This window comes from Deltaproteobacteria bacterium, from assembly GCA_016208165.1.
Lineage (GTDB): Bacteria > Desulfobacterota > Desulfarculia > JACQYL01 > JACQYL01 > JACQYL01.
On record JACQYL010000075.1, the window covers coordinates 1 to 23,795 of the forward strand.

The window sequence follows — 23,795 nt, forward strand, 5'->3', positions numbered from 1 at the left end:
GCCTTCCCCCTGAATCATGAACGAAGAACCGTTCAGATATACTGATCCACCATTCCTTTGATATAGGCTTCCAGTTCGCTCTGGTCTTTCCCCTGGAGGTTGAGAATCATGCTTTCGATCTTGCGGTACGTCTCCGGGTGTCGGTCCAGGTCGTCCACGGAGCGAAACGCGCCGCCTCTTCGTCCCACCCGATAAATGAGGCGGTCCTTTTCGCTCAGTCCCAGGTAACGGTCCACAACGGCGATCATGCGCTCCTTGTCTTCCGGAAGCTTGCCCTCGACCTCCTCGAGCAGGTTCATGATGTGATCGCTCGCCACGGTGCTCGTAATGCCGTCCAACTGCTCGAGAAACAGCTTGATCTCGCGGGCCGTTTCGTCATCCGAAGGCAGTTCGAACTCGCCTTTTTCGACGAGATCGTGCAGCGGAACGCGCTTGGGAACTCGCAAACTGCGCAGTCGGATGAAGTGGGGATTGATGGCGTTCAACGCCCGAGCGGTCTCGACGGCGTGCTCGCGCCACAGGGCTCTTCCGCCCAGTCCGGGCATGACGTATTCGCTGAGCTCCATACCCGCGTCCACCACTCTACGGCCGGCGTCGATCTGCTGGGCCTGAGTGACGCCCTTCTTCATCAGCTTCAACAGCGGGTCGTAGGTCGTCGGTCTTCATAATCAGATTGTCCGCGTCCTGGAGAAAGACGGCGCGTGTACCGTAGTAGAGCCAAACAGCCACCTGTCGATAGCTGGGACTGAACTTGCCGCTCGTCATGATGTGGCTGATAACGGCGTCGTTGGCCGCCCCGCTCTGGTCCAGTTGCCAGGATAAAGCGGTGATGTCGTCGGCGATGTCTTTGGCCGTCTGTATGTCCTGCTTGATCTCCTCTATCGTCCGCAGAGAAAACTTCCTGCCTTTGTATACGGGACAGAATCGACACTGATTCCAGGGGCAGTTCCTCGTCAGCCGCAGGAGCAGACTTCGGGCCTCGCTGGGGGGTCTGATGGGACCCACTTCAAAACTCAAATTCTTGGAGTTCATGGCTCCTCATCCGACTGTCAGGTCAAAATCCGGAATCCGTCGGGATTGGTGACGGTCTTGTCTCCCACCGAAGTTCCACACCGGACGCAAAAATAGTCGTATCTGTCGCCCTCGGGCAGAACAAGCAGGAGACGTTTGCGCACGGGCATCGCTGCTCTGCAAATAGGACAGTACAGCTCGGTTGCCTCCAAATCCTCGAATTGCTTCTGTCTCATGGCGTCTTGCTCTCCATCTCTTCCATCCTGGAGGCGATCTCATCCACCTTGTCTTGCGGCACTGCGTACACCTGAACCCCCCCGTCCCTATCCGTCCACACCATGCGCTCTTCCTGTTTTTCGACGGGCGGTCCCAAGTGCATGGAAACCAGAATGGTTTTGCCTTCGCCCTTCAATATAAGATCCATTGTCGCCTTCGGCAAGGCGCTGGAAGTCACGTCGAGCTTGCGAACATACTCCAGCCCTTCTATCCGGTAAAACTGCGAATCCAGCTTCCAGGCGTCCAAGGTCCGGCCCTTCAGGGATTCCGGAGCCTGGAATTCCCAAGCGTAGTCTTTGTTCTTATCATCACCGGGCCGTTTGGCCAACACAAACGACTCTTCGGCCTGAGTCCAGGAAACCTCGGCCACCGATTCCTTGTCGAAAGAAACCAACGTCCTGTCTTCGATGGCGGACAGCGAAGCAGGGATTATATCGAGGAGTCGCGCCTCCAAGGCCACTACCCCAGGGTGCCCGTCCAGCCTTGCATACACGCTGTCATCGGATTTCGTTTTACCGAGAAAGAGGGTTTGCTGTCCGCTCGTTCTGCTCAGTTTGACCCATGTGGTGGGCGAATCGAGGGCATACTGATCCAGCCCTTTGTCGTCTTCCTGAACGAACTCCCGGACCCGGCTCCAGCAGAAGTCTCGAATGACGTCGTCGAGCTTGTTTTTGCTGATCCGGACCCCTTCATGGCCTGCAACGGTCCAGAGCCCGCTTTCGTTCCGGGCGACGTCCGCTCGGAAATCCCCCTTCTCGAAATCGATCCCGTCCACCTGATCGGTTTCACATCGGAAGAGCTGCTTGTCTCGAACGTCGAACAGCTTCTTGTCTAAAACCGACCGATCGGCCCCGGTAATCAGAAACACCAAATGTTGGTCGGATACCTTTGCGTAGAATTCGGAGCCCACGGGGCTCTTGGATCCCACGAGCAGGCTTTTCCATCCGGCGGACGTGTGGAAGCGCACCTCGAGATCCGGATGATCCAGCTCGAAGGGCGTCAGGTCTTCCGCCTCTTCCGTAATGGTTTTGACTCGGGAGAGTTCCCTGAGCCGGCCGATCAGTTCCTCGGCTTCCATCGAGTCGGCTTGGCCTTGAACAGGAGCCTTAACGGACCAGGTTTTATCCTCTTTCTTGACCAACAGGATCTCGGCCTCTTGGGGTCGGACCAGGGCTAACTCGTCCACAGCCTCAGCATCCAAGGAAAAGACCTTCTTGGCCTCTTCCTCCGCCTGCTGCTGTTGCTCTTTCTTCACCACGTCGAAATAAAGATAATATCCCGCCAGGGCGACCAGAACGAGGGCGAGAACGATGTGTTTGCCTAATCTCATTTGCTTCGTCTCCGTACCCGATAGGTAGCCACGCCTGCCAGAAGAACCAGTCCTGGAACCAGTATCAGGGATACCCAGAACAGCAAGCGGCTCTGATTCCTGTTTAACGTCAGGGTCTGCATTTCTTCCTTTTTCGTTCGGATGGAAACAAGGTTTTGGTCCTCGGAGAGGAAACCGATGGTGTTCAGGATCAAGTCACGGTTTCCCAGCATGGCCAACATGGCGTTATTGGCAAAATCGGCGTTGCCGTAAACAATCAGTTTGCCTTCCGGCGGAGTTTCGGCGGTTTGGATATCATCGGAGGCGGCATCGCTGCTTTTGGGCTGATCCGATGCTCCCGGCGCCGGCTGGTCTTTCGCCGTTTCTTTTTCTATTTCCTTCTCGGTTATTTCCTCTTCTTCTTGGGCAGTTTCTTGCCCTGTTTCCTGCGCCGGTTCTTTCAGGTCCTCTTCCACCACGGGGTTCGATGCGTCTGTCTTTTCCGGGGCTTTAACCGTACCCAGAAGGCCTACGCTGAAAGGACCGGGCACATCCTTACCCTCGTCATAACCCACTTCGCCCTTTTCGAGTCCCGCTTCATCCGTTTCCGCCCAGCTACCCGGCGACGTCACCAGGAGTTCTTGAATAGTGGTATCTTTGGGAGGCGCTTCCGCTTCGAGCACGGAACGCGTCTGCGGAAACAGCATGCTGACCCGCGTGTTCTCGGCAATCTTGCTGTCGCCGGTGGCCGAGATGATGGGCACAAGGTAATCTCCGCCCATGGCCCGGCTTAACGTGTCCACCACGATGTCCTTACGGAGAGCGATGCCGTGAGAGGCCAACATGTCGGTGAGGCCGCCGTCCAGAAAAGGCATAAGCATGACAAGGATCCGTCCTCCTTTCCCGAGATAGGCGTCGAGGCTTTGGATTTCCGGTTCCAGCAACGGTTTTTCCGGCGCCGCGATGACCACTACTTTGGCGTCCTCGGGAACGGCCTCCATGCGCATGAGATCCAGTTTTTCGACTTTGTAGTTTTCTTTTTCCAACGCGTCTTTCAGTTGCGTGTAACCGGTTCGCTCGATATCGTCGATGTCGTGTTCTCCATGTCCGGTGAGGAAATACAGCTTCTTTTCCTGCGACGAAGTCAGCTTGAGGAGGGCGTTGGTGAGTGATTCTTCCGTGGGCAGGGTGACGGTCTGCGTTTTTCCATATCCTTCGAGGACCACCGTTCCGGCGGATTTAACATCGTACTTACGAACCACGGCCGGTCTGAGTTCCGGATCGACAAACTCGAATTTTACTTTGGGCGATGCGTATTGGTAGGCTTCAAAAAGATCTTTTGTTTCGCTTTTCTCCTGATCCGCTTCGAAGTAGAAGGCTTTCAGACTGACATCTTCACTGAGGCCGGCGAGAATCTTCAAGGTTTGCGGGGATAGGGTGTGCGTTCCCTTTTTCGTCAAGTCTATACGATACGGGTGTTTTTCAGCTATTAGGCCGGCCACCACCAGAATTGCCAGGAACAGGAGGACCGCCAGGCCTACGTTGGCGCCAAATTTCAGTTTTAGCGAAAATCCTCCCATCTCATGACCTCCACTTCTTTGAATCGAGGGTTCGTAGGGTGCAGAAAACGAAGAACAGAGTGAACAAGACGTAATAGAGCACGTCCCGGGAATCGATGAGCCCCTTGAGCAGATTGTCGAGGTGCCCCAGAATCCCCAGGTACTCCATAACTTCGCCTCCGGCTCCGCCGATGTAGGATTTCACCCAGCCGATGAGCCAAAACATCAGAAGCGCTCCAAATGCGACACAGGCGGCCACGATCTGATTTTCGGTGAGGGAGGAAACGAACATGCCGAGGGCGATGAACGCGGAGCCGAGCAGGAAGACGCCGAGATATCCGCTCATTATGACGCCCCAATCCGGAGTTCCGAAAACATTCATCAGCAGAAGGAAAGGAATGGTGCCCAGCAGCATGATCCCGAACACCGTGAGCGACGCGACATATTTGGCCAGGGCCAATGCCTGCTCCTTGATGGGTAGCGTAAACAGCAATTCGATGGTGCCGGATTTCTTTTCTTCGGAAAACAACCGCATGGTGAGAAGTGGAAAAATGAAGAGCATCACAATGGCCATATCGCCGAAAAACGGCCGCACGACCATGCTCGTCATATTCATTTCCGGAGCCATATAGGGATTCTGCGCGGCCTGGTAGCTCATCAGGTTATAGAAAGCCACGGAAGTGTAGAAGAAATATCCCATGAGCCCGAGAAAGATGAACGCCATGACGAAAAAAATAGGCGAGGCCATGAACACGTATAGTTCTTTCTTGTAAACGGCTGAAAACCCTTTCATGCTGCTTCTCCATTCTCTTCAGTGACCAGTTGCATGAATACGTCTTCGAGGCTCACGGCCACCCGTTCGAGCCCCATAAGGTCCCACCCCCGGTTCACCATGTCTCTGGCAATGGCCGCACGAGGATCGTTTCCGGGCTGAAGCCGGACTTCGTAAGCGTCCGTCTCACGGTTTTTAGATACTCCCGCCACTCCGGAAATGCATTCGAGGGCGGGGGCCACTTCATCCTGGGGGCCTTTGACCTCCACGCGTAATCGGCCTCCCTGTTGAGTGTCCGCCATGAGGTTACTTGGCGTGTCCGTGGCGACGATGCGGCCTTTGTTGATGATGACCACCCGCTCGCACATCTGGCTGACTTCGGGCAGGATGTGGGAAGACAGCAACACGGTGTGACTTTCGCGCAGTCCCAGGATCAGGTTACGGATTTCGACGATCTGAGCCGGATCGAGACCGATGGTGGGCTCGTCCAGGATGAGGAGGGGTGGATTGTTGATCAGCGCCTGGGCCAGTCCGACACGCTGACGGTATCCTTTGGAAAGGTGAGAGATGATGCGCTTTCGTACGTTTCTCAAACCGCAGGTTTCCGCTACGCGATCGACCTCTTTGGACCGCTCCCGGCCGGCAACTTGCTTGGCTTCAGCCACAAACCCGAGGAATCGTTCCACGGTCATGGATTGATACAACGGTACGGACTCGGGAAGATATCCGATCCGGCGTTTCACCTCGATGGGATGTTCCAGTACTTCGAAACCGTCGATTTCAGCTTTGCCTGCGCTCGGGGGCATGTAACCGGTCAGTATCTTCATGGTCGTGGTTTTTCCGGCCCCGTTGGGACCCAGAAACCCCACGATCTCACCTCTAGCCACCTCGAAACTGACGTCGTGAATGGCGTTGATTGCGCCATAACTCTTACTCAAGTTCTCCACGCGTATCACAAGATTCCCTCCACTGCCGTTGTTGTTCGAAATAGGATAGAATCGACCCCGGCGTCAAACCTCGCTGCGTATGCATCAACGATCGGGGTGATGAAGGGGAATTCCCCTTCCGGACGAATCAGGTTCGTTTCGTGCGCGTTGTTCCAATGGGTTCGTATACAGTTGATACACGAGATTCAGTTAGGTTTAAAAACCAAAACGCGAAAACCGCCCCGTCCGATTTAAAGCCACACCAATCGGATTTGATAAAGATTTATTCCCTTGGTGTCAATTCCCTTGGTGTCAAGGGAGGAAGGCTACCGGCTTTTCCCTAAATCGCTTGACAATGTTTGGAAGGTCCCTTACAGTCATTTTATAGCTAAAATGTAATCACAATGGAATATATTCCTTTCCCGAAGGAGCCGTTATGGAATTGGCGGAGACCATCCGAGGCATCGTAGGAATCCCGAACGTCATCGAAGAACGCGCCGAACGCCTTTGCTATTCCAGGGACATGTCCGTGCACGAGGGAGTTCCCGATCTTATCGTATACGCTGAGAACACCGATCAGGTCTCTCGAATCATGAAAGCGGCCAACGAGCGGTCCATTCCGGTTACGGCCCGGGGATCGGGAACAAGCGTGACCGGGGCCGTGTTGCCCACGCAGGGCGGCATACTTCTAGATCTCAGCAGCATGAATCGGATCCTCGAGATTTCTCCGGAGAATTTCTATGTACGGTTGGAGCCGGGCGTGATCTGCGGGAAGCTCAACGAAGAACTGGCCAAGTACAGGATGTTCTTTCCTCCGGATCCGGGCAGCTCGGCCATCGCTACTCTGGGCGGGATGGTATCCACCAACGCCAGCGGATTGAGAGCCGTCAAGTACGGAACCACCAAAGAATACATCAAGGGTCTCGAGGTGGTTCTGGCGGACGGCACGGTGATTCACACGGGCACCAGGGCGCCCAAGTCCGCCACCGGATACGATCTGACGCATCTGTTTGTCAATTCCGAAGGAACCCTCGGCATTGTCACCGAAATCATGGTGAAAATCGAACCGCTTCCCGAATACGTGGCCTTCGCCATGGCCCTGTTCGAGAATCTGGACGACGCGGGCATGGCTGTGAAGCACATCCTCACCTCCGGGATCCCGTTGTGCGCGGGCGAGATCATGGACCGGGAGAGCATTAGGGTTGTCAGGAACGCCATGAAGATGGACATTCCGGACATAGAGGCCATGCTCATCATGGAAGTGGACGGCCACAAGGAAGCGGTCAAGGAGCAGATGGATGCGATCAAGCGGATCTGCGGCGAACACCACGGATTACAGGTGCGGTGGTCGGACGATCCCCAGGAACGGGGAATGATGTGGCGGGGCAGGGCAGGGCTGGTGCCCGCGCTATCCCGCATCAAGCCCGGATATCGGCTCGTGCCCATCAGCGAGGATTTCGGAGTGCCCATCGACCGGATCCCGGAAATGATTCGGGGCGCCCAGGAAGTAGCGAAAAAGTACGACGTCATGATCGCCACCTTCGGCCACGTGGGAGACGGAAACATACACACCACCTTTGTCATCGATCTGACGGATCCGAAGCACTGGGAACGCCTGAAACCCGCGGCCCTCGAACTGGTCGAGCTTTCCTTTCAGATGAACGGCACCATCAGCGCGGAACACGGAACCGGACTGACGCGGGCTCCTTTTATCGCCCGGGAGATGGGGGAAAGCTTTCACGTCATGGAGACCCTCAAGCAGGCCATGGATCCCAAGAACATCCTGAATCCCGGAAAAATGGGATTCGACCGGGGCGTGGACGACGTGTACAACCACTTCGCTTTCGGTTCCCTCATGAAGGGGAGGCAAGGGTTCCAATCGTTCGGCACGTTCGAGGATGACGAGATTCTGGCGTGCGTACAGTGCGGATTCTGCAGAAACGGTTGTCCGACGTTCAGTGTGAGCAAGCGGGAATCCCGAAATGCGCGGGGCCGGAATATCCTCGCCTACCACATGATGACCGGCCGGCTGGAACCCTCGCAAGAGCTGGCGGATACGTTTTTCCGTTGCACCACCTGCGGCACGTGCACCTACTACTGCCCCGCTCAGATCAAGGTTCCTGAAATCGTGAAGAAATGCCGGGACCGGCTGGCGGAAAGCGGCTTTCTGCCTTCTTCCTATAGGGCCGTCCTGGACAGCATCGAACGTACCGGCAATCCGTTTGGAAGCAGCCGCGAAGAACGGATCTCCGTGTATCCCTCGGCTGTGAGAAAAGCCATCCAGGAGAATCGGTTTCCCGAAAAGGCCGACACCCTCCTGTTCATGGGGTGCGTGCCCAGCTATGTGGACATGAAAATTGTGCCCAGCTTCATCCAGAACATCGAGCGAGCGGGCATCGATTTCACCTCTTTTGCCACGAACGAAAACTGCTGCGGCCTGCCGCTCTACCTCTCAGGGTCCGGCGAGTTCGAAGGGTTCGCCCGGCGACAGATCGAAAAGATCAACGCCGTGGGTGCTGGAACCATGGTGACCCCGTGCGCCGGATGCTACCATAGTTTTAAGGACCTGTACGCCAAGGTTGGCGGCCTCGAGCCCGCCTTGATCCATGCCGTGCAATATCTCGAACAACTGCTCGACTCGGGTCGTCTCCAATTCAGCACTTCCGTGCCCCAACGCGTGACCTATCACGATCCTTGCGACCTGGGGCGGCGTTTGGGCATCTTCGAGGCTCCGCGGAACATCCTGAAAAAGATACCTGAACTGGAATTTGTGGAAATGGAACGCAACCGGCTCAAATCGAGATGCTGCGGCGCCGGGGGCGGTGTCTCTGCCGTGGATCCGGAGATGAGCCTGGCCATGGCCAAAGAGCGGGTCAAGGACGCCTTGAATGTGGGCGCCGCCATACTGGTGTCCGCATGCGCGTCGTGCAAGGACAATCTGAGAAAGGGGCTCAACGAATACCCGAAAGAGGACCGCAAACGCCTCAAAATCATGGACATCAATGAAATCGTCGCCAAAGCTTTAGGCAAGTAGGAATACGTCGAGGAGAACCCTTTGGAAAAGGGCTCCCCGGACACGCTCAAGATAGATTAAACAGAAAGAACTCATGCCTGCGCGTAAGGATTTTCAGAGCTCGAGTCGTCTGAAACAGATTATGGCCGATCATTTTCTCGAGCTGGACCGGGCCGCGAAACAAGGTTCTCCCAAAGTGGCCTGGTGCACCAGCGTGGGTCCGGCGGAACTGCTGAGGGGTATGGGCTATCTGGTCTATTTCCCGGAAAACCACGGAGCCTTGCTCGGGGCCTCGCGCCTGGCCACGGACCTGATTCCCACGGCCAATGCCATGGGCTATTCCCCGGACATCTGTTCCTACCTCACCTCCGATATCGGTTCCTACCTCAAGAAGGTTACACCGTTGACTCGGGCCTATGGCATCGAATCCGTGCCGAAGCCTGACGTGCTCGTATATAATACGAACCAGTGCCGTGACGTGAAAGACTGGTTCACCTGGTATGGCAGGGAATTCGACGTTCCTTGTATCGGAGTGGTGACCCACCGGGAGGTGGGCCGGGTTGAGGAGCATCACATCGGGTCCATAGCCCGGCAGATTCGAGACCTGGTGCCCGTCCTCGAAGAGGTTTCCGGCCGTAAATTGGACATGGATCGCCTCAAGGAAGCGGTGAAACTGTCCAAAAAGTGCACGGACCTGTGGAAATCCGTTCTCGACACGGCAGCCAACGTCCCGTCACCGCTCACGTTTTTCGACGCCACCATACACATGGGGCCCGCCGTGGTGGCCAGGGGCACTCAGGTTGCCGTGGATTACTATGAAGAACTCCTGGAAGAACTCGATGAACGGGTTTCGTTCGGTGTGGCGGCGGTCCAAGGCGAGCATGTGCGCCTCTATTGGGAAGGCATGCCGATTTGGGGCAAACTCAGAAACCTGAGCGAACTGTTTGCCGGATTGAAAACGTGCGTGGCGGCGTCCACCTATTGCAACAGTTGGATCTTCGAGGCCATGGATCCGGAGGAGCCCTTTGAGAGCATGGCCCGGGCATACCTTGAGCTGTTCATTGCGCGGGACGAAGCGTACAAAGAGGAATATATCAAAGACCGCTGTGAGCAGTTCCACCTGGACGGCATCGTGTATCATGACGCCAAAACATGCCCGAACAACTCGAACAGCCGATACGGTATGCCCGACCGCCTGTCTAGGGAACTGGGCATCCCGGCTCTGATCCTCAACGGCGACCTCAACGACCTGCGCTGCTATTCCGAGGAACAGGCCACCACCAACATCGAGGCCTTCATCGAGCAGATTGTGGAGGGATGAAGGCTATGGTATGCGGGGGAACACTGTTCCCCCGCGCCCCCTTTGCGGGTTCCATCCCGCCTTCGGCGGGAAGGAAGCGAGGGTGTGTTGCCAGTAGGGGCGTATGGGGCGTATAGGGCGTATGGCAATACGCCCCTACTCAAACATACGATATCATAACTATGCCTCAACCCTGCTTTTCCGGGATCGACGTGGGAGCTTCCGCCGTCAAAGTGGTGGTCATCGACGATTCCGGAGACATTTTAGGACTGAACGTACGCCGATCCGGGCACGATTTCGAAGCCTCGGCGAAGGCGTCTTTTGATGCGGCCTTGGCTGCGGCGAATCTGGACTCGGGGGACATTGTCCGCATCGTATCCACCGGTTACGGGCGCAGGAACACGCTTTTTTCGGATTACACCCGGACGGAAATCGGGTGCCACGCCAGGGGGTGCTTTCACTATTTTCCCCGAGCCATCACGGTGGTGGATATCGGGGGCCAGGACAACAAGGTAATCAAACTCGACGACCGGGGCAGGCGGATCAACTTCAAAATGAACCGCAAGTGCGCGGCCGGAACGGGCGCTTTCCTGGAGGAAATGGCCAATCGCCTGTCCGTGCCTTTGGACGGTTTGGACAGTCTGGCTCGAAGCGCCGGCGGAGAGGCTACACTCGGCAGCTACTGCACCGTGTTTTCCGCTACCGAAGTACTCGAGAAAATCCGGGCAGGAACACCTCTGGCGGACCTGGTCAAAGGCATTTTTCGTTCAGTGGTAAAGCGGGTCATGGAAATGGAACCCCTCACCGGGACGGTTGTGGCCACTGGCGGAGTGGTGGCGCACAATCCCGGCATGGTCGCGATTCTCGAGGAAGAGATCGGCCGGCCGGTTCTCGTTCCGCCACATCCCCAATGCACCGGGGCCCTGGGCGCCGCACTGTTCGCCCGCGATTCGGAGGAGTAGTTTCTGTAAGAGAGCCGGGGGAACGAAGTTCCCCCGGACCCCCTAGGCGGGCGGCGCCCCGCAAAGCGGGGAGCCGCTCATGGGCCGCAAATCCTTTAAGTATACAAAATAGGGCGCCATCGATCCACCGGTTGCGGCGCGCAGCGGCGCTTGCCGTCACATTGCGAACGGAGGAACAAACGCGTAGGGGCGTATTGCAATACGCCCTCCGGACCGGATCGCGGTTTCGCGAAGCGAGACCGCGTGCATAAAAAGTCTGGGAGGGGGTCCGGGGGACCGGTGGTCCCCCGGCCGCCGGAGGCTTTCTTTAAACGACACTTAAGGAGGGAGAGCATGAGCCGCTGGATGCATGCCGGTGATATCATTCGAATGGGGGCCTACTTTTATCCGGACAAGATGGGGGCCAAGGACTTGTACCGGTCCCTGACGTTCAGGGAATGGAACGAGCGGTGCTGTCGTCTGGCCAACGGATTGCTGGGGCTGGGACTCGAAAAGAACGATAAGGTCGCCATCATCGCGTACAACTGCCTCGAGTGGATGGAAATCTATGGCGCGGTGGCTAAGGCCGGCCTGGTGGCGGTTCCCATCATGTTCCGCCTGACGCCGGTCGAGTACAGGTATATTCTGGACAACAGTGAAGCCAAGGCCTTCATTGTGGCCGGTGCGTTTACTGAAGGCGTGGATTCGATCCGTTCCGGACTGACCAATATCCCTGCCTCGAACTACATTTTCTTTGGCGACGGTCCGGCCCCGGAAGGGTACACGCACTACGAGGATCTGATTGCCGGAGCGCCCGCGGAAGAACCCGGCGTGAAGGTGGATCACAGGGACGCCTGGGTCATCATGTACACGTCCGGCACCACGGGCAAACCCAAGGGCGTGGTCCGGTCCCACGAGAGCTTCATGGCCCAGTATCTGACGAACATCATCGAACTGGGCTTCAACCGGGACGACATCGGCCTCATGGTCATGCCCATGTGCCATATCAACTCGATCTTTTATTCCTTTGTGTTTACGTACACGTATGGGGGCGTGTGCGTGTACAATGTGGTCAGCTTCGACCCGCAACATCTTTTGAAAACCCTGGCTGAAGAGGGGATTACGTTCACCTCGCTGGTGCCCACCCATTACATCATGATGCTCGCGCTGCCCGAGGAAGTGAAACGCAGCTTTGACGTGAGCCGTGTGCGCAAACTCATGTGCTCGAGCGCTCCCGCCCGGCGAGACACCAAGATCGACATTATGAACTATTTCAAAAACTCGGAGCTGTACGAGGCGTATGGTTCCACCGAGGCCGGACTGGTGACGCTGCTCCGGCCCGAGGACCAGATGCGTAAATTGGGCTCCATCGGTCGCGAGCTGATCGCCACGGACCGGATCAAGTTGTTGGATCCGGACGGCAACGAGGCGCCCGTGGGCCAAGTGGGGGAACTGTATTCCAGAACTCCCATGATTTTCGACGAATACTGGAAAATGCCCGAAGCCACCAAAGCGGCGTTTCACGGGGAATGGTTCAGCGCCGGCGACATGGCTCGAATGGACGAGGACGGCTACTATACCCTGGTGGATCGCAAAAAGAACATGATCATCACGGGCGGTGAAAACGTGTATCCTTCGGAAGTCGAAGACGCGGTGGGATCCTTCCCTGAAGTGAAGGACGTGGCCGTCATCGGCATTCCGGATCCCAAATGGGGGGAAGCGATCAAAGCCATTGTGATTTTGCACAAAGGCGTCGAGCCGAGCGACGAGCTGGCCAAAGCCATCATGACCCACACCAGAAAACGCATTGCCGGATTTAAGTGCCCCAAAAGCATGGACTTTATCAGCGAGGGCGATATGCCGAGAACCGGCACCGGAAAGATCCTGCACCGGGTGCTTCGAGAACGATACGGCAAATGGAGCGATAATCAGTAGAAGGGGGAAGAGCCGGGGGACCACAGGCCCCCCGGACCCCCTGTTGCGGCGATGGGATCGTATCCCGCCGGCGGCGGGATACGATCCCATCGCGACGCAGGATGACACGCAGGGCGGGTTCCTTCGACCGGTTCGACCAGCTCACAGCGGGCAGGCTCAGGATCTGCGACAAACCCGCCCGCTGCGTCTTTTTGCAGGCGTCAAATCATCGGTTGCGGCGCGAAGCGGCGCAACCCGCGTAACGTTTTTTGGGAGGAGGTTCGGAGGAAGCCTTTTTTTCAAAAAAGAGTTCCTCCGGGGTCCTTAGAATTTTATCCCTCAGGAGGTTGTATGTTCAGTAAAGCGTATATTCCGCACAGAGGTTATTTTTGTTCCCCGTTTGTACGATGGCAGGGGAGCTTTCAGAATGAAAACGCCATCGAACTCGCCGCTACGGTGGTCCGCAAGGGACTGGCGGACCGGAACATCGATCCCAAGTCCTTCGACGGGCTGTTCCTGGGATACACCATCCCGCAGGTGAGCTGTTTTTACGGCGCGCCTTGGCTGGCCGGCATGATCGGAGCGGAAGGAGTCAGCGGTCCCATCTTCAGCCAGGCCTGCGCCACCGGCGCCACGGAATTGGCTCACGCGGCCATGGCCGTGGACACGGGCGCAAACTCGAATATTATCGCGGTGACGGCGGACCGGTGTTCGAACGGACCCCACCTGGTGTACCCCAATCCAAACGGACCGGGCGGCATGCCCATAAAAGAAGACTGGGTGATGGATAATTTCGGCAATGATCCATGGGCAAAGAACGCCATGATCCAGACAGCCGAAAACGTGGCCAAAGACACGACCTTCACCCGTGAAGATTGCGACGAGCTGACCCTGAAGCGGTATCGGCAGTACATAGCCGCCCTCGAGAACGACCGGGCGTTTCAGAAGCAATACATGGTTGCCGCCGAAATTAGGATGGGCAAGAAGATGGTGGTGGTGGACGCGGACGAAGGCGTTATGGAAACCACGGCGGAGGGCCTTGGGCGCCTCAAACCCGTTATTCCCGGCGGCATTCACACCTTCGGATCTCAAACCCACCCGGCCGACGGCAACGCCGCCGTCATCGTGGCTACGAAAGACCAGGCTAAGGCCCTGAGCCAGGACAAAAGCGTGGTGATTCAGCTCCTGTCCTACGGGTACGCCCGAGCCAAAAAGGGATACATGGCCGCCGCCGTGGCGCCTTCCGCCCGGATGGCGTTGGATAAGGCAGGCATCAAGGTTTCGGACCTCAAGGCCGTGAAAACCCACAATCCGTTCGCGGTAAACGACCTGAACATGATACAAGAGATGGGACTGGATCCTGAAATCGTGAACAACTACGGTTCGTCCCTGATTTTCGGCCATCCCCAGGGACCCACGGGCGCAAGGTGCGTCATCGAACTGATCGAGGAACTGATTCTACTCGGCGGAGGATATGGTCTGTTCGCCGGGTGCGCCGCCGGCGACACGGCCGCGGCGCTTACGGTCAAAGTCGGGTGATCTCTTGTGGCATTGATAGATGATTGAAAAATAGTCTGAGGAAACCTTTTGAAAAAGGTTTCCTCAGACTCCTTCCCAAACCTCTTGAGTGGGTTGCGGCGCAACGCGCCGCAACCGGCTTCATTCAATATTTCAGCAGGCGATCGTTTTCTTTTTTCCCGACCTAATGTGTTGCACTAGCTTCCTTAGAACAAGGCGCACAAGAGGCGGGAACCTTCTCCCTCTGTCGCAGAACCCAAACCCCTTCTCCCTCTGTCGTCGATCCCGAGCCTGTCGAGGGGGGAGAAGGCCGGGATGAGGGCATGTTGTATTTCGATCGAATTCTGTATGAGCAATCCAAGAACAGGTATGCGCCTGATCCGGAAGGCTTCCCGGCTTGGTCTGAAGGATAGGAAGGCGGCTGCACGGCTACACCACAGCCGTGCTTGGCCTCACTCCTCGGGCGGAGCCTCTTGTTGCTTCACGACACGGACAGCACGTTGTCCATTCCACGGACTATACGGAGCGAGGGGCATTGTAGGTTGGGTTAGCGAGCAAAGCGAGCGTAACCCAACCTATTGGAATTGTTGGGTTTCGCTATGCTCTACCCAACCTACGGACGCCCGCCCACGCGTTTCATAGCTTCCGGGGGCGCCGGAAAGGCGACCCTTCTTGGCCCGTCAGGGTTGCCGCGCACGGTGCGATCGGGGTTGGGCAACCGTATCCTTCCGTTCGATCGTCCGAAAACGCGACCGTAGGGGCACGGCATGCCGTGCCCCTAGTCATACGTGTTCACGCACTCCATGTAATCTTCCTTTGTCATGTTGCCGATGCCGCACCAATACGCCGGCCAGTTGATGTCATCGATCGGGCCGGCATTGTTGTGGCCCGAGTAGTAATACCCCGAATAGGCCTGGCGAAGCGTCGGATCGGTTTGAAGCTTCGGGAAAAGGGCAACCAGGGCCGATTCTAAACCGGCTTCGGTCGAAGCGTAGGCGTTCGTAAACGTGTAATACGGTCCGAACACCGGTGCGGCGTCGCCGAAGTGGTACGCCGTCGAACGGTAGTCGATGGGCGTCCAGTCGCTGCTTTCGATCCTTATGACCTTGAAGGCGGAGTCATTGCCGAACAGCGGGCTGATGGCGGGCGTGACCAGGATAACAGTCTGCGAAGCGCCGTTCTCGTTCACATCCAGCCTGTATTCATCCATGTGGGTATGTCCTGCAAACGCCACATCGATCATGTCCACGTAGGTGTCGACGATGTTCAGAAAACGATCCTGGTATTCCGTTTTCCACATGGTGGAGGCGTCGGAGATGCGGCCGGCCGGGTCCATGTACTTTGTCACGGTGGAATAGATATCGGCCCCCGGAGGAATGTGCATGACCAGCCAGACCCTCTTTTCTTGAGCCCTTGCGCCGGCCAGAGTCCGGTCAAGCCAGTCCAATTCTTGAGAGACGGCGCCTTCGATATCCGTGGCGGCGTTCGGTGAAAAGAGGATGGTATTCAAGGAGATGAACATCACAGGGCCGACGGACATGGCATAATAGCCTCCCGCCCGGTAGGTCTCGACGTAGCCGGCATAATCCGCCTTCTCCAAAAGGAGTGTGGAATACAACAGATCGGCGGTGTCCGCCAGAAATGCCCCGCCCGGGTCGATCTTGTAGTCGCCTTCATAGGAATCGTTGTTTCCGAGCGTGAAGACGACCGGTATTTGGCCCAAATAATCGCGCACTTGGGCTGCGAAGAAGGCGACCGTCTTATAGGTAAAGGCGCGCATCGCCGCCTCGTCCTCGGACCCGTACAGGGTGTAGAACTTCTTGCTGAATCCGTGCGTCAGCATGTCGCCCGAGAAAACCACGACCGGATTTGCCGCGCTTTGCGTGCGGAGCGCTTCAAGCATGCGAACCAAGAGGGGATAGTTCGTTTCATTTTCCCAGGGCTCCGGATCGGTCACAGCGGAACTTTGAAAAATGTCGTTCCATTGGTTTTCAGGTGAATTCATCAGCGAGTCGAAGATGGCCGGATCGTAGAACGGATTGAAGTGCACGTCCGAAAAAACTACGACGGATGATCGGCCGTTTCCGCCGCCTCCGCATCCGGCGGTAAATAGGAAGAGTGCGGCTGCAAGGATCATGCAGGCACGAAGGCGCCGGTTATGTCTCAAAAGATTCAGCATATGATCCTATCTCACGGAGCATGGGCTCCGTTAATGACATGGGATATTTGTTTCGCCGGCGGCGTGTCCCGATGTTCAGCTTCCGGAAAGCGCCTTTCAAAGCCGGGAAGCGCGATGGGGCCTCGTTAACACCCTGGTCCCGATCAAGCCCTTTATCCGGTTCGGAGGGAGAGCGCTCAAACAAAATGGATATTCTGCCAAAACAGCAGAATTCGTTACAAGACAAAAAGTTGTTTGCAGCATATAGTACAGCTGTTAATATTTAGTTTCACCTGGCTATTGGAATCAGGTTGCTCGGCGCACGGTTTCTGACTTGGATGAGGGTCTCCGGTCAAAAAAAGGCGCTACTGAACCCCGATTGAACACGGACACTGGAGGTACTAAAGTGGCCATACCCGATTTTCAGTCGATCATGCTTCCACTGTTGGAATACCTATCGGACGGGGTTGCGAGATCCAACGCGGAGATCTTCGAAGGGCTGGCTCGTACGTTCAAGCTTACCGAGCAGGAAAAACTTGAACTGCTTCCAAGCGGGAAGAAGCGGGTCTTCGTGCAGCGACTTGGCTGGGCCAAGGCGCATTTAAGAGGGGCCGGTCTGATCGAATGTCCGGCAAAAGGTTCCTACACAATTACAGAGGAAGGTAAGGATCTGCTGAGTAAAGGCCTATCCGGAATTCAAGTGAAGGACTTGCTGCAGATCAAGGACTATCTGAACACCAGCGGTAAAGAAAGCGACAGGAGAATACCTTCGAAAATCGAGCAGACACCCCAAGAGCAATTCGAATCCGGGTATACACGGATGATGGGCCAGCTTACGGCCGAACTCCTCAAGAGTGTGAAGGAGTGTTCGCCTTATTTCTTCGAACGGCTCGTCGTCGATCTGCTTCTTGCCATGGGATACGGTGGGTCCCGCCTGGAGGCCGGGAGTACTACGTCAAAAACCGCGGATGGAGGCATTGATGGTATCATCAAGGAAGATCGGCTGGGTCTCGATGTGATATATCTTCAAGCCAAACGCTGGGAACAAAATGTGACCAGGCCGGAAATACAGAAATTCGCCGGGGCCCTTCAGGGAAGAAGAGCGAGAAAAGGCGTATTCATCACCACTTCGGGATTTACGGATCAGGCTCTCGAGTTTGCGGGCAGCATCGAAAACAAAATCGTCCTGATTGACGGTGTGCGGCTGGCGGAACTCATGATCGAACATAACGTGGGTGTTTCCGTAGAACAGACCTATGAATTAAAAAGGATAGACTCGGATTATTTCGCCGAAGAATAGAGTTCGTATTGTCTTCGGTCAGATAGGTGAACTCAATTCGCACATAACGTTCACAATGTCGTGGCGGGGGGGGTGAGGTGGCGATTTGCGACCACGTCCGCGTTCCCACCGCACCCATCCATTCCGTTATAAACCAATCAGGGGAGGATCGACATGAGCGTTCCCATGATATTTATTCCGGGCATCAAGGGCACCAAGTTGGTGGAAACCAACAAGGTATCGCACGACGTCATCTTTTCCGGCCTGCAAAGCAACTTTGAAACCATTGAGGACCTTGAGCTGACGGGGCCGTATCCCTTCCCGGAAGGGTACCGGTACGACCGCAAGGTGGACGCCATTATCCGGGCGGGGGAACTCGAGGGGCTGGCTTACGCGGAATTCCTGTTCGACATGAACGACGTGGAACACATCGGTCCCATCTATATTTTCAACTACGATTGGCGGCGTTCCTGCCGGGAAAACGGCCGGCTTCTGCACGAATTCGTCGAATACCTGATCAAGAAGTCGGAAGCCATCGGGAGAAACTTTACGGAATTTAATTTCGTCACTCACAGCCTGGGGAATTTCGTGCTGCGAAACTACCTGATGCGGTCCGGCTTTGACCGGGTGCACAAGATCGTGTTCGTGGCGCCCCCGTTTCGGGGTTCCATCTCCATGGCCTCGGTAGTGCTCACGGGCCAGGGCTGGTTCGAGAGCGTGCGCCGCAAAATCCGGAAACTGATCAAGACGTTTCCAGGCGCTCTCGAATTGCTTCCCTCCTACGACAAGGCGAGTGTGTTTGACACGGCGCCGTTGGCGCATCGCTTTTTCGAGTTCGACGACTGGCAGGAGAACGTGCGAACCGACGACGAACACGACTATCCGGAGCGGTTCAAAAGGACCCTCGAGTACGCCCGGGATACGGTGGAACATCACCTCGCGGACCTCGCGGCCTTGCCCGAAGCGCAGAGGGAACGCATCCTGGTGATCGCGCGCCACGGGTACGAGACGTATCAGTCCCTCAAAGTGATTCGAACGCCCGATGAGGGCCCGGCCAATTTCTTCGATTTTGAAAACGCATGCAAAACCAGCGACGGCGACTCAGCGGTCCCCCATGTGAGTTCGTGCTGCTGGGCCGACTCGGTATTGACCCTGATGCTCGACGACGCGTGGCTGTTCCGGGAATACAGCCATGCCTTCGTGCTAAAGGACGAGCGGGTCCAGACCCTGGTGGAGCGGTTCTTCTCGGATACCAAACCGTTCGATTACCGCATTCCGGGCGGATCCGTGAAAAAGGTCGAAGGGGTGAAGGCCGTGGCGTGCGGTAAAGGTCTCAAGAAGTGGGAAACGGTCTTCGCGTAGCAGGGACAGGTAAAGAAAACCCTTTGGGGGAACCTTTGGGAAAGGGTTGCCTGGACCGATTCAAGAAGTGTTTGAGTGGATTTCGCCGCCTTCGCGCCGCAGCCAGGTTTTGAGTTTCTGCCTGGTGGTTGGGGAACGTATGAAGAAAGGTTCCCCGACACCTCCCAAAGCTGCCGAATTGAGCGCCTCCCGAAGGGTGGCGCCTGCCTGAACCGTTTTGAAAAGGGGGATCCGGGGGAGAAACTTTTTCAAAAGTTTCTCCCCCGGAACTTATCCTCTAAGTCCCCGCCATTCAGTTCGAACCCGTCAGCATGTGGAGCCACGGGGTGGCCGAAATAGACCACAGCATACGTCCGTAGATCCGGAACAGCCCCGTGCCGCCGGCCGGTAACCGTTCGTAGGTGGTGAAAAAACCGTACCTGTTCGAGTTGTGATAATGAAAGCTCACGGCGGGTGCGAAATGCTCCCCCAGTGCGTCTGAAGCGAAGTCGAGCTCCTGGATGGCGACCTGATTCTCGTCGTGGAACAGTTTGCCCTGGATCTCGTACCCGGGGGATGAAACCACGTGCTTCCAGACGACCAGGTACTCCTGTGTCGCCCCATTGGCCGCCACAACGGGTTGCATTTCATGATCGAACGTGCCCACCACGTAATGTTGGGTCCCCACGGCGTTGCCATAAATGTCGAACAACTGGCCCCGGATATCATAATCGCCGTATACCAGTTCCTGCCATACCACAAAGTAACGGTGCTGTTCGTTGGTGGCGATGCTCGGGTATTGCTGGTCGTTGGTCCCCGTTGCCACGGGAATGACGCCGCCTTGAAGAACCCCTTGATAGCTCAAACGTGCGCCGTTGATGTCGCTGTTACCGGGCGCCAGGTTTTGATCCCAAACCACCAGGTATTGGTCGGCGGCCACGTTGTACGTGATGTCCGGGGACCGCTGATTTCCCCCGCCGGGAATCACGTACTCCATGTCGCTCAGAGACCACCCGCCGGAATTCAGCCGGCGCCTGCGAATACCCAGGTAAGCGCCGTCGGAGGGTCGGATGGTTTCAAACACGACCATGTATTCGTTTCGGTAGGTGTTCCAGGCGACCGAGGGAAGCTCGAAATACTGGTCCGCCGCAGTGGCGATCCATACGCTGCCGTTGGCCTGGAGATTGTTCCAAGGCATGACCCAGCCATGGATTTCGACACGAGTGGGCGTGATGGACGTGTTCAATTCCTGCCAGACGAGTAGGTATTCTCCATTCATCCCATTGTATGCCACGTCGGGGAAAGTGGCGGATCCGTTTGCGGGCGCGAAAGCGAAGCCGCCCAGAAATGCGCCGGACGAAGAGATGCGTCGGACCATGATTCCGTCCGCCCCGGAAACGTGATATTCGAAGGCCACGAGATACTCGTCGTTATGCCGGTTGTAGGCCTGGCGCACATTTCGGCAATCACCCAAGGACGTTCCGATCAGCTTTTCCGAGCCCATACTCAATCGATAGGCTGCAAAGGAACTTTGGGCTTCGGGCAGTAACAAGAGAACGATGGAAACGACCATCAGAAAAGTTCGGATGGCGGGCATGGCTACACCTCTAATTCGGTTGGGCTTCACCACATGGTATGGGCCCATCGATTTCTTCGGAATCGGGAGACGTGATCTCCTGAACGGGACACTATCCCCGTTTCGATTCGTATGGGTGTATTTTCGGCTATCTCCTCGAAAATAGATGCGTAAACACGACTAGAATAGCCTATGCACAATGGGGATGCAAACCGTTTTCAGGGCCGAGAGGTCAGAAGCGAAACCTGGCCGCGACCATCGAAGAGGCCCTGGGCGCGGCGGAAGAGATCGGACGTCCGTTGATCGTTCGCCCCTCGGAGACGCTGGGGGGCGCTCAACTTATTCAGGATTCCGCTTTTTTTCGGATAAACCGGACGCCCGGCTCCAGCTCCAATACAGGAGCCGGTTCAAAGGCCATCGGTGGCGTCCATAAGCGTCCATGCACAGAGAAACGAGCCATCGTAAAGGTTTGCGACAGGGGCTCGATTGCGGGCCGAGTCGATAGCCCCACTTGGCCATCCCTTCGGCGACCTCCTGCAACAATTCAAGACGAAGCGCTTCGGGAGTCCGGCGTATGGCTTCGAGGCGCCCGGACTGCGGGAAGGCCGAAGTCAGCGAATAGGTTCGCCATAGAAGGGAGGGGTATTTGAGAACACTGAGTTGCCGAAAAAAGCAGAATCGCGTGTTTGCGGCATAGGCGCGCCTCAGGAAATCGCGGTCGTCGCCGATGCGGATCGTGGTGGACCAGAGACCGATGTGTTCGGCCAACGATGTTCGATGCATCCAATTGCTGGGTGAAATGGCGCTCCTCTTATTCCAGGGGCTTTCCGGCAGGGAGAAAACTCCAACAACGCCCTCCGGACCTATAAGAGCGCCCAGCGAATAGGCAAAATCGCCGCCGTCTTTCTCGATGCTCTCCATCAGGCCGGACAGATGCCACGGGAACCACAGATCGTCATGTCCGAGATACGCGACATATTTTCCCCGGGCCCTTCGCAATCCTTCATTCCTTGGCGCAGCGGGGGCGCCCGAATTGACCGGCAGGTTCGTCCAATGGACTCGATCGTCACCGAAGGAGCGGACAACCGACGCGCTGTCGTCCGTGCACCCATCCCCGATCACCCATACCTCGAAATCCGCAAAATCCTGGCGAAGGACGGTTTCGAGTGACATCCTCAGGGCGCCGCTGCTATTGTACGTTGGAACAATGACGGTCACTGCGGGCGTTGGCGACTCGTGCACTGGAAAACCCTCCGCTTAGTTACACAGGTCGTGACAAATGCGGGCATGAATACCACGGGCGATCTTGCGATGCAAACCCGTCTCTAAAGGAAGGAGAACACGTTGACCACACGAGGAGAGTACAGCCGTCTGGCGTGGTTTACGCAAGGGGAGCCGTTCCTGCGATTTCCCTTAAAGGCATGGTAGCCCCCAGAATCGAGCCGGAGGTCGTTCTGGGACTGGGCGCCTCGATACCGGGGAGCGACCAGGCCGGTGGTTTGCGCCAACTGATCGAACGTATCCAATGGGTGGCCTTGGGTTTTGAAATCGTGGATTGTCACTATCCGAACTGGGAATTCACCGCCGCGGACGTGGTGGCTGATTTCGGAGCGCACGCCGGGCTCGTCATAGGAAAGGAAATGAAGCTTGCCGGCAAGGACTTCGATGGCATGGAAGAGCGGCTCCGCAGCTTCCAAGTGATTTTGAAGAAGGGCCGTGAGACCGTGGCGGTTGGTAAGGGGGAGAACGCGTTGGGCGGTCCGCCGGCCGCGTTGCGCTATCTGGCTCAATTGCTCGAGCGGCAGAAGTGGGCCGAACCGCTGCGGGCGGGAGAGGTCGTCACCACGGGCACGTTGACGCCGTTACCCTATATTCATGCCGGAGAACGATGGAGCGTCGAGCCGGTCGGGATCGATCTCGATACTCTGGAATTGGAGTTCATTTAGCGGAGGCGTTGATGGGTGCGGAGAGGGGCGCGAGGAAAACTCAAAACCATTTCCCTCCGCGCCCCTTTCAAGGTTCTTTGGCATGGCCGAACGATCTCCGGGCGGGATGTCCGCTCCGGAGACTTCGAAGAAACCGGGAAGGCCTGCTCTTACCGTTCACGCCTCCAGTTGGGCGAGGAACTCGTCAACGGTAAGTGTCTGCCCCAGGAGGGGAAGAATCTTCTGTTCGACGTAGTTCTGCTCTTCCGGAGAGGTAGCGGCGGTTGCGTTCTTGATTACGGTTACACTGTATCCCTTGTCGTAAGCTGTTCGGGCCGTGCTTTCCACGCAGAAATTGGTCAGAAACCCACCGATAACCACGTTCTTGATACGGGCGTCCTTGATCGTCTTCTCGAGGTCGGTATTGTTGAAACCGCATAAAGTGCACTTGCCGGTCACGACCCGGTCCTTCTTTCCGGGTTTCAACTCGTCGATAATCTCGGCGCCCCAAGTGCCCTCGCGAAAGGCATTTCCGTCAGCCACGGCCTTGACGATTCCCACCATTTTATGATCTCCGAAATACTGCTCGTTGAACAAAAATGGTGCATGAACAACCATGGCTCCTTTATTGCGAGCCCCTTCGGCCAGTTTGACGGCGTTGGATATGGTGCCCTGGCGGGCAATCTCGCCTTTGACTCCATCGTATAGTTTCCCGCCTTGCTTGCAGAACTCGTTCTGAAACTCGATCAAAACCACGGCCGTTTCTTTAGCCTTCATGTTGTCTTCCTCCTTTGTCAGGGTCAACTCGGCGGAGTTTTCCCCGGCTGTTAGTGGTGACATTCAGGCAAGCCTTCTGGAATCCCACACACGTCGGTCAGCGGGGCTCCCCGAAACCGTTTTGATCGGGTTGCGGCGCTGTGTCGCGTCGCAACCGGAGGTTGTCAGGTTTGTGGAAGCAGTATAGGTCCGTATTTCCC

General features: G+C 56.5%; 17 protein-coding genes and 1 pseudogene. 8 read left to right on the forward strand and 10 right to left on the reverse strand.

Going from position 1 to position 23,795, the window contains the following annotated elements; genetic code table 11:
- Positions 1 to 32: 32 nt before the first annotated feature.
- The 6 genes and pseudogenes from HY788_15505 to HY788_15530 form a co-directional block, all read right to left on the reverse strand.
- Positions 33 to 1,032: pseudogene (locus HY788_15505) on the reverse strand (radical SAM protein).
- Between the two features lie 17 nt (positions 1,033 to 1,049).
- Complete coding sequence (locus tag HY788_15510) at positions 1,050 to 1,247, reverse strand: cytoplasmic protein (GenBank protein ID MBI4775549.1); 198 nt, start codon at positions 1,245 to 1,247, stop codon at positions 1,050 to 1,052.
- Positions 1,244 to 2,617: a DUF4340 domain-containing protein gene (locus tag HY788_15515; protein ID MBI4775550.1), complete on the reverse strand. Its 1,374-nt coding sequence runs from the start codon at positions 2,615 to 2,617 to the stop codon at positions 1,244 to 1,246. Before HY788_15515 ends, HY788_15510 begins: the two co-directional genes overlap by 4 nt.
- Entirely contained in the window at positions 2,614 to 4,176 is a 1,563-nt protein-coding gene (locus HY788_15520; protein ID MBI4775551.1) for a GldG family protein, read from the reverse strand. The genes HY788_15515 and HY788_15520 overlap by 4 nt, the downstream gene beginning before the upstream one ends.
- 1 nt (position 4,177) lies before the next feature.
- Positions 4,178 to 4,948: an ABC transporter permease subunit gene (locus tag HY788_15525; protein MBI4775552.1), complete on the reverse strand. Its 771-nt coding sequence runs from the start codon at positions 4,946 to 4,948 to the stop codon at positions 4,178 to 4,180.
- Positions 4,945 to 5,883 carry an ATP-binding cassette domain-containing protein gene (locus HY788_15530; GenBank protein MBI4775553.1) on the reverse strand — a complete coding sequence of 313 codons (939 nt, stop codon included), beginning with the start codon at positions 5,881 to 5,883 and terminating at the stop codon, positions 4,945 to 4,947. The genes HY788_15525 and HY788_15530 overlap by 4 nt, the downstream gene beginning before the upstream one ends.
- A gap of 406 nt (positions 5,884 to 6,289) precedes the next feature.
- Between HY788_15530 and HY788_15535 the strand changes: the two genes are divergently transcribed.
- The 5 genes from HY788_15535 (at position 6,290) to HY788_15555 (ending at position 14,560) form a co-directional block, all read left to right on the forward strand.
- On the forward strand, positions 6,290 to 8,887 hold the full coding sequence (locus HY788_15535) for an FAD-binding protein (protein MBI4775554.1): 2,598 nt from the start codon (positions 6,290 to 6,292) through the stop codon (positions 8,885 to 8,887).
- A 73-nt stretch (positions 8,888 to 8,960) separates the two neighbouring features.
- Positions 8,961 to 10,187, forward strand: coding sequence for a 2-hydroxyacyl-CoA dehydratase (locus tag HY788_15540; protein MBI4775555.1), 1,227 nt, complete (start codon positions 8,961 to 8,963; stop codon positions 10,185 to 10,187).
- Positions 10,188 to 10,348: 161 nt separating this feature from the next.
- Positions 10,349 to 11,128: an ATPase gene (locus HY788_15545; protein MBI4775556.1), complete on the forward strand. Its 780-nt coding sequence runs from the start codon at positions 10,349 to 10,351 to the stop codon at positions 11,126 to 11,128.
- A gap of 333 nt (positions 11,129 to 11,461) precedes the next feature.
- Positions 11,462 to 13,042, forward strand: coding sequence for an AMP-binding protein (locus HY788_15550; protein MBI4775557.1), 1,581 nt, complete (start codon positions 11,462 to 11,464; stop codon positions 13,040 to 13,042).
- Between the two features lie 330 nt (positions 13,043 to 13,372).
- Positions 13,373 to 14,560, forward strand: a complete 1,188-nt coding sequence (locus tag HY788_15555) for a thiolase family protein (GenBank protein MBI4775558.1) — start codon at positions 13,373 to 13,375, stop codon at positions 14,558 to 14,560.
- A gap of 757 nt (positions 14,561 to 15,317) precedes the next feature.
- On the opposite strand, the gene HY788_15560 is transcribed toward HY788_15555, so the two are convergent.
- Positions 15,318 to 16,718: a metallophosphoesterase gene (locus HY788_15560; GenBank protein MBI4775559.1), complete on the reverse strand. Its 1,401-nt coding sequence runs from the start codon at positions 16,716 to 16,718 to the stop codon at positions 15,318 to 15,320.
- Positions 16,719 to 17,103: 385 nt separating this feature from the next.
- On the opposite strand from HY788_15560, the gene HY788_15565 reads away from it, so the two are divergent.
- Both HY788_15565 and HY788_15570 read left to right on the forward strand, forming a co-directional pair.
- The gene (locus HY788_15565) at positions 17,104 to 17,997 is read left to right on the forward strand and encodes a restriction endonuclease (GenBank protein MBI4775560.1); all 894 of its coding nucleotides are present in this window, start codon (positions 17,104 to 17,106) and stop codon (positions 17,995 to 17,997) included.
- 153 nt (positions 17,998 to 18,150) lie between these two features.
- Complete coding sequence (locus HY788_15570; GenBank protein ID MBI4775561.1) at positions 18,151 to 19,338, forward strand: hypothetical protein; 1,188 nt, start codon at positions 18,151 to 18,153, stop codon at positions 19,336 to 19,338.
- A gap of 292 nt (positions 19,339 to 19,630) precedes the next feature.
- Here the strand turns inward: HY788_15570 and HY788_15575 are convergent, their stop codons facing one another.
- On the reverse strand, positions 19,631 to 20,962 hold the full coding sequence (locus tag HY788_15575) for a hypothetical protein (protein ID MBI4775562.1): 1,332 nt from the start codon (positions 20,960 to 20,962) through the stop codon (positions 19,631 to 19,633).
- 270 nt (positions 20,963 to 21,232) lie between these two features.
- On the reverse strand, positions 21,233 to 22,135 hold the full coding sequence (locus HY788_15580; protein MBI4775563.1) for a glycosyltransferase family 2 protein: 903 nt from the start codon (positions 22,133 to 22,135) through the stop codon (positions 21,233 to 21,235).
- 134 nt (positions 22,136 to 22,269) lie between these two features.
- Between HY788_15580 and HY788_15585 the strand changes: the two genes are divergently transcribed.
- Positions 22,270 to 22,839 carry a hypothetical protein gene (locus HY788_15585; protein MBI4775564.1) on the forward strand — a complete coding sequence of 190 codons (570 nt, stop codon included), beginning with the start codon at positions 22,270 to 22,272 and terminating at the stop codon, positions 22,837 to 22,839.
- A gap of 156 nt (positions 22,840 to 22,995) precedes the next feature.
- Here the strand turns inward: HY788_15585 and HY788_15590 are convergent, their stop codons facing one another.
- Positions 22,996 to 23,595 carry a cysteine hydrolase gene (locus HY788_15590; protein MBI4775565.1) on the reverse strand — a complete coding sequence of 200 codons (600 nt, stop codon included), beginning with the start codon at positions 23,593 to 23,595 and terminating at the stop codon, positions 22,996 to 22,998.
- Positions 23,596 to 23,795 lie beyond the last annotated feature (200 nt).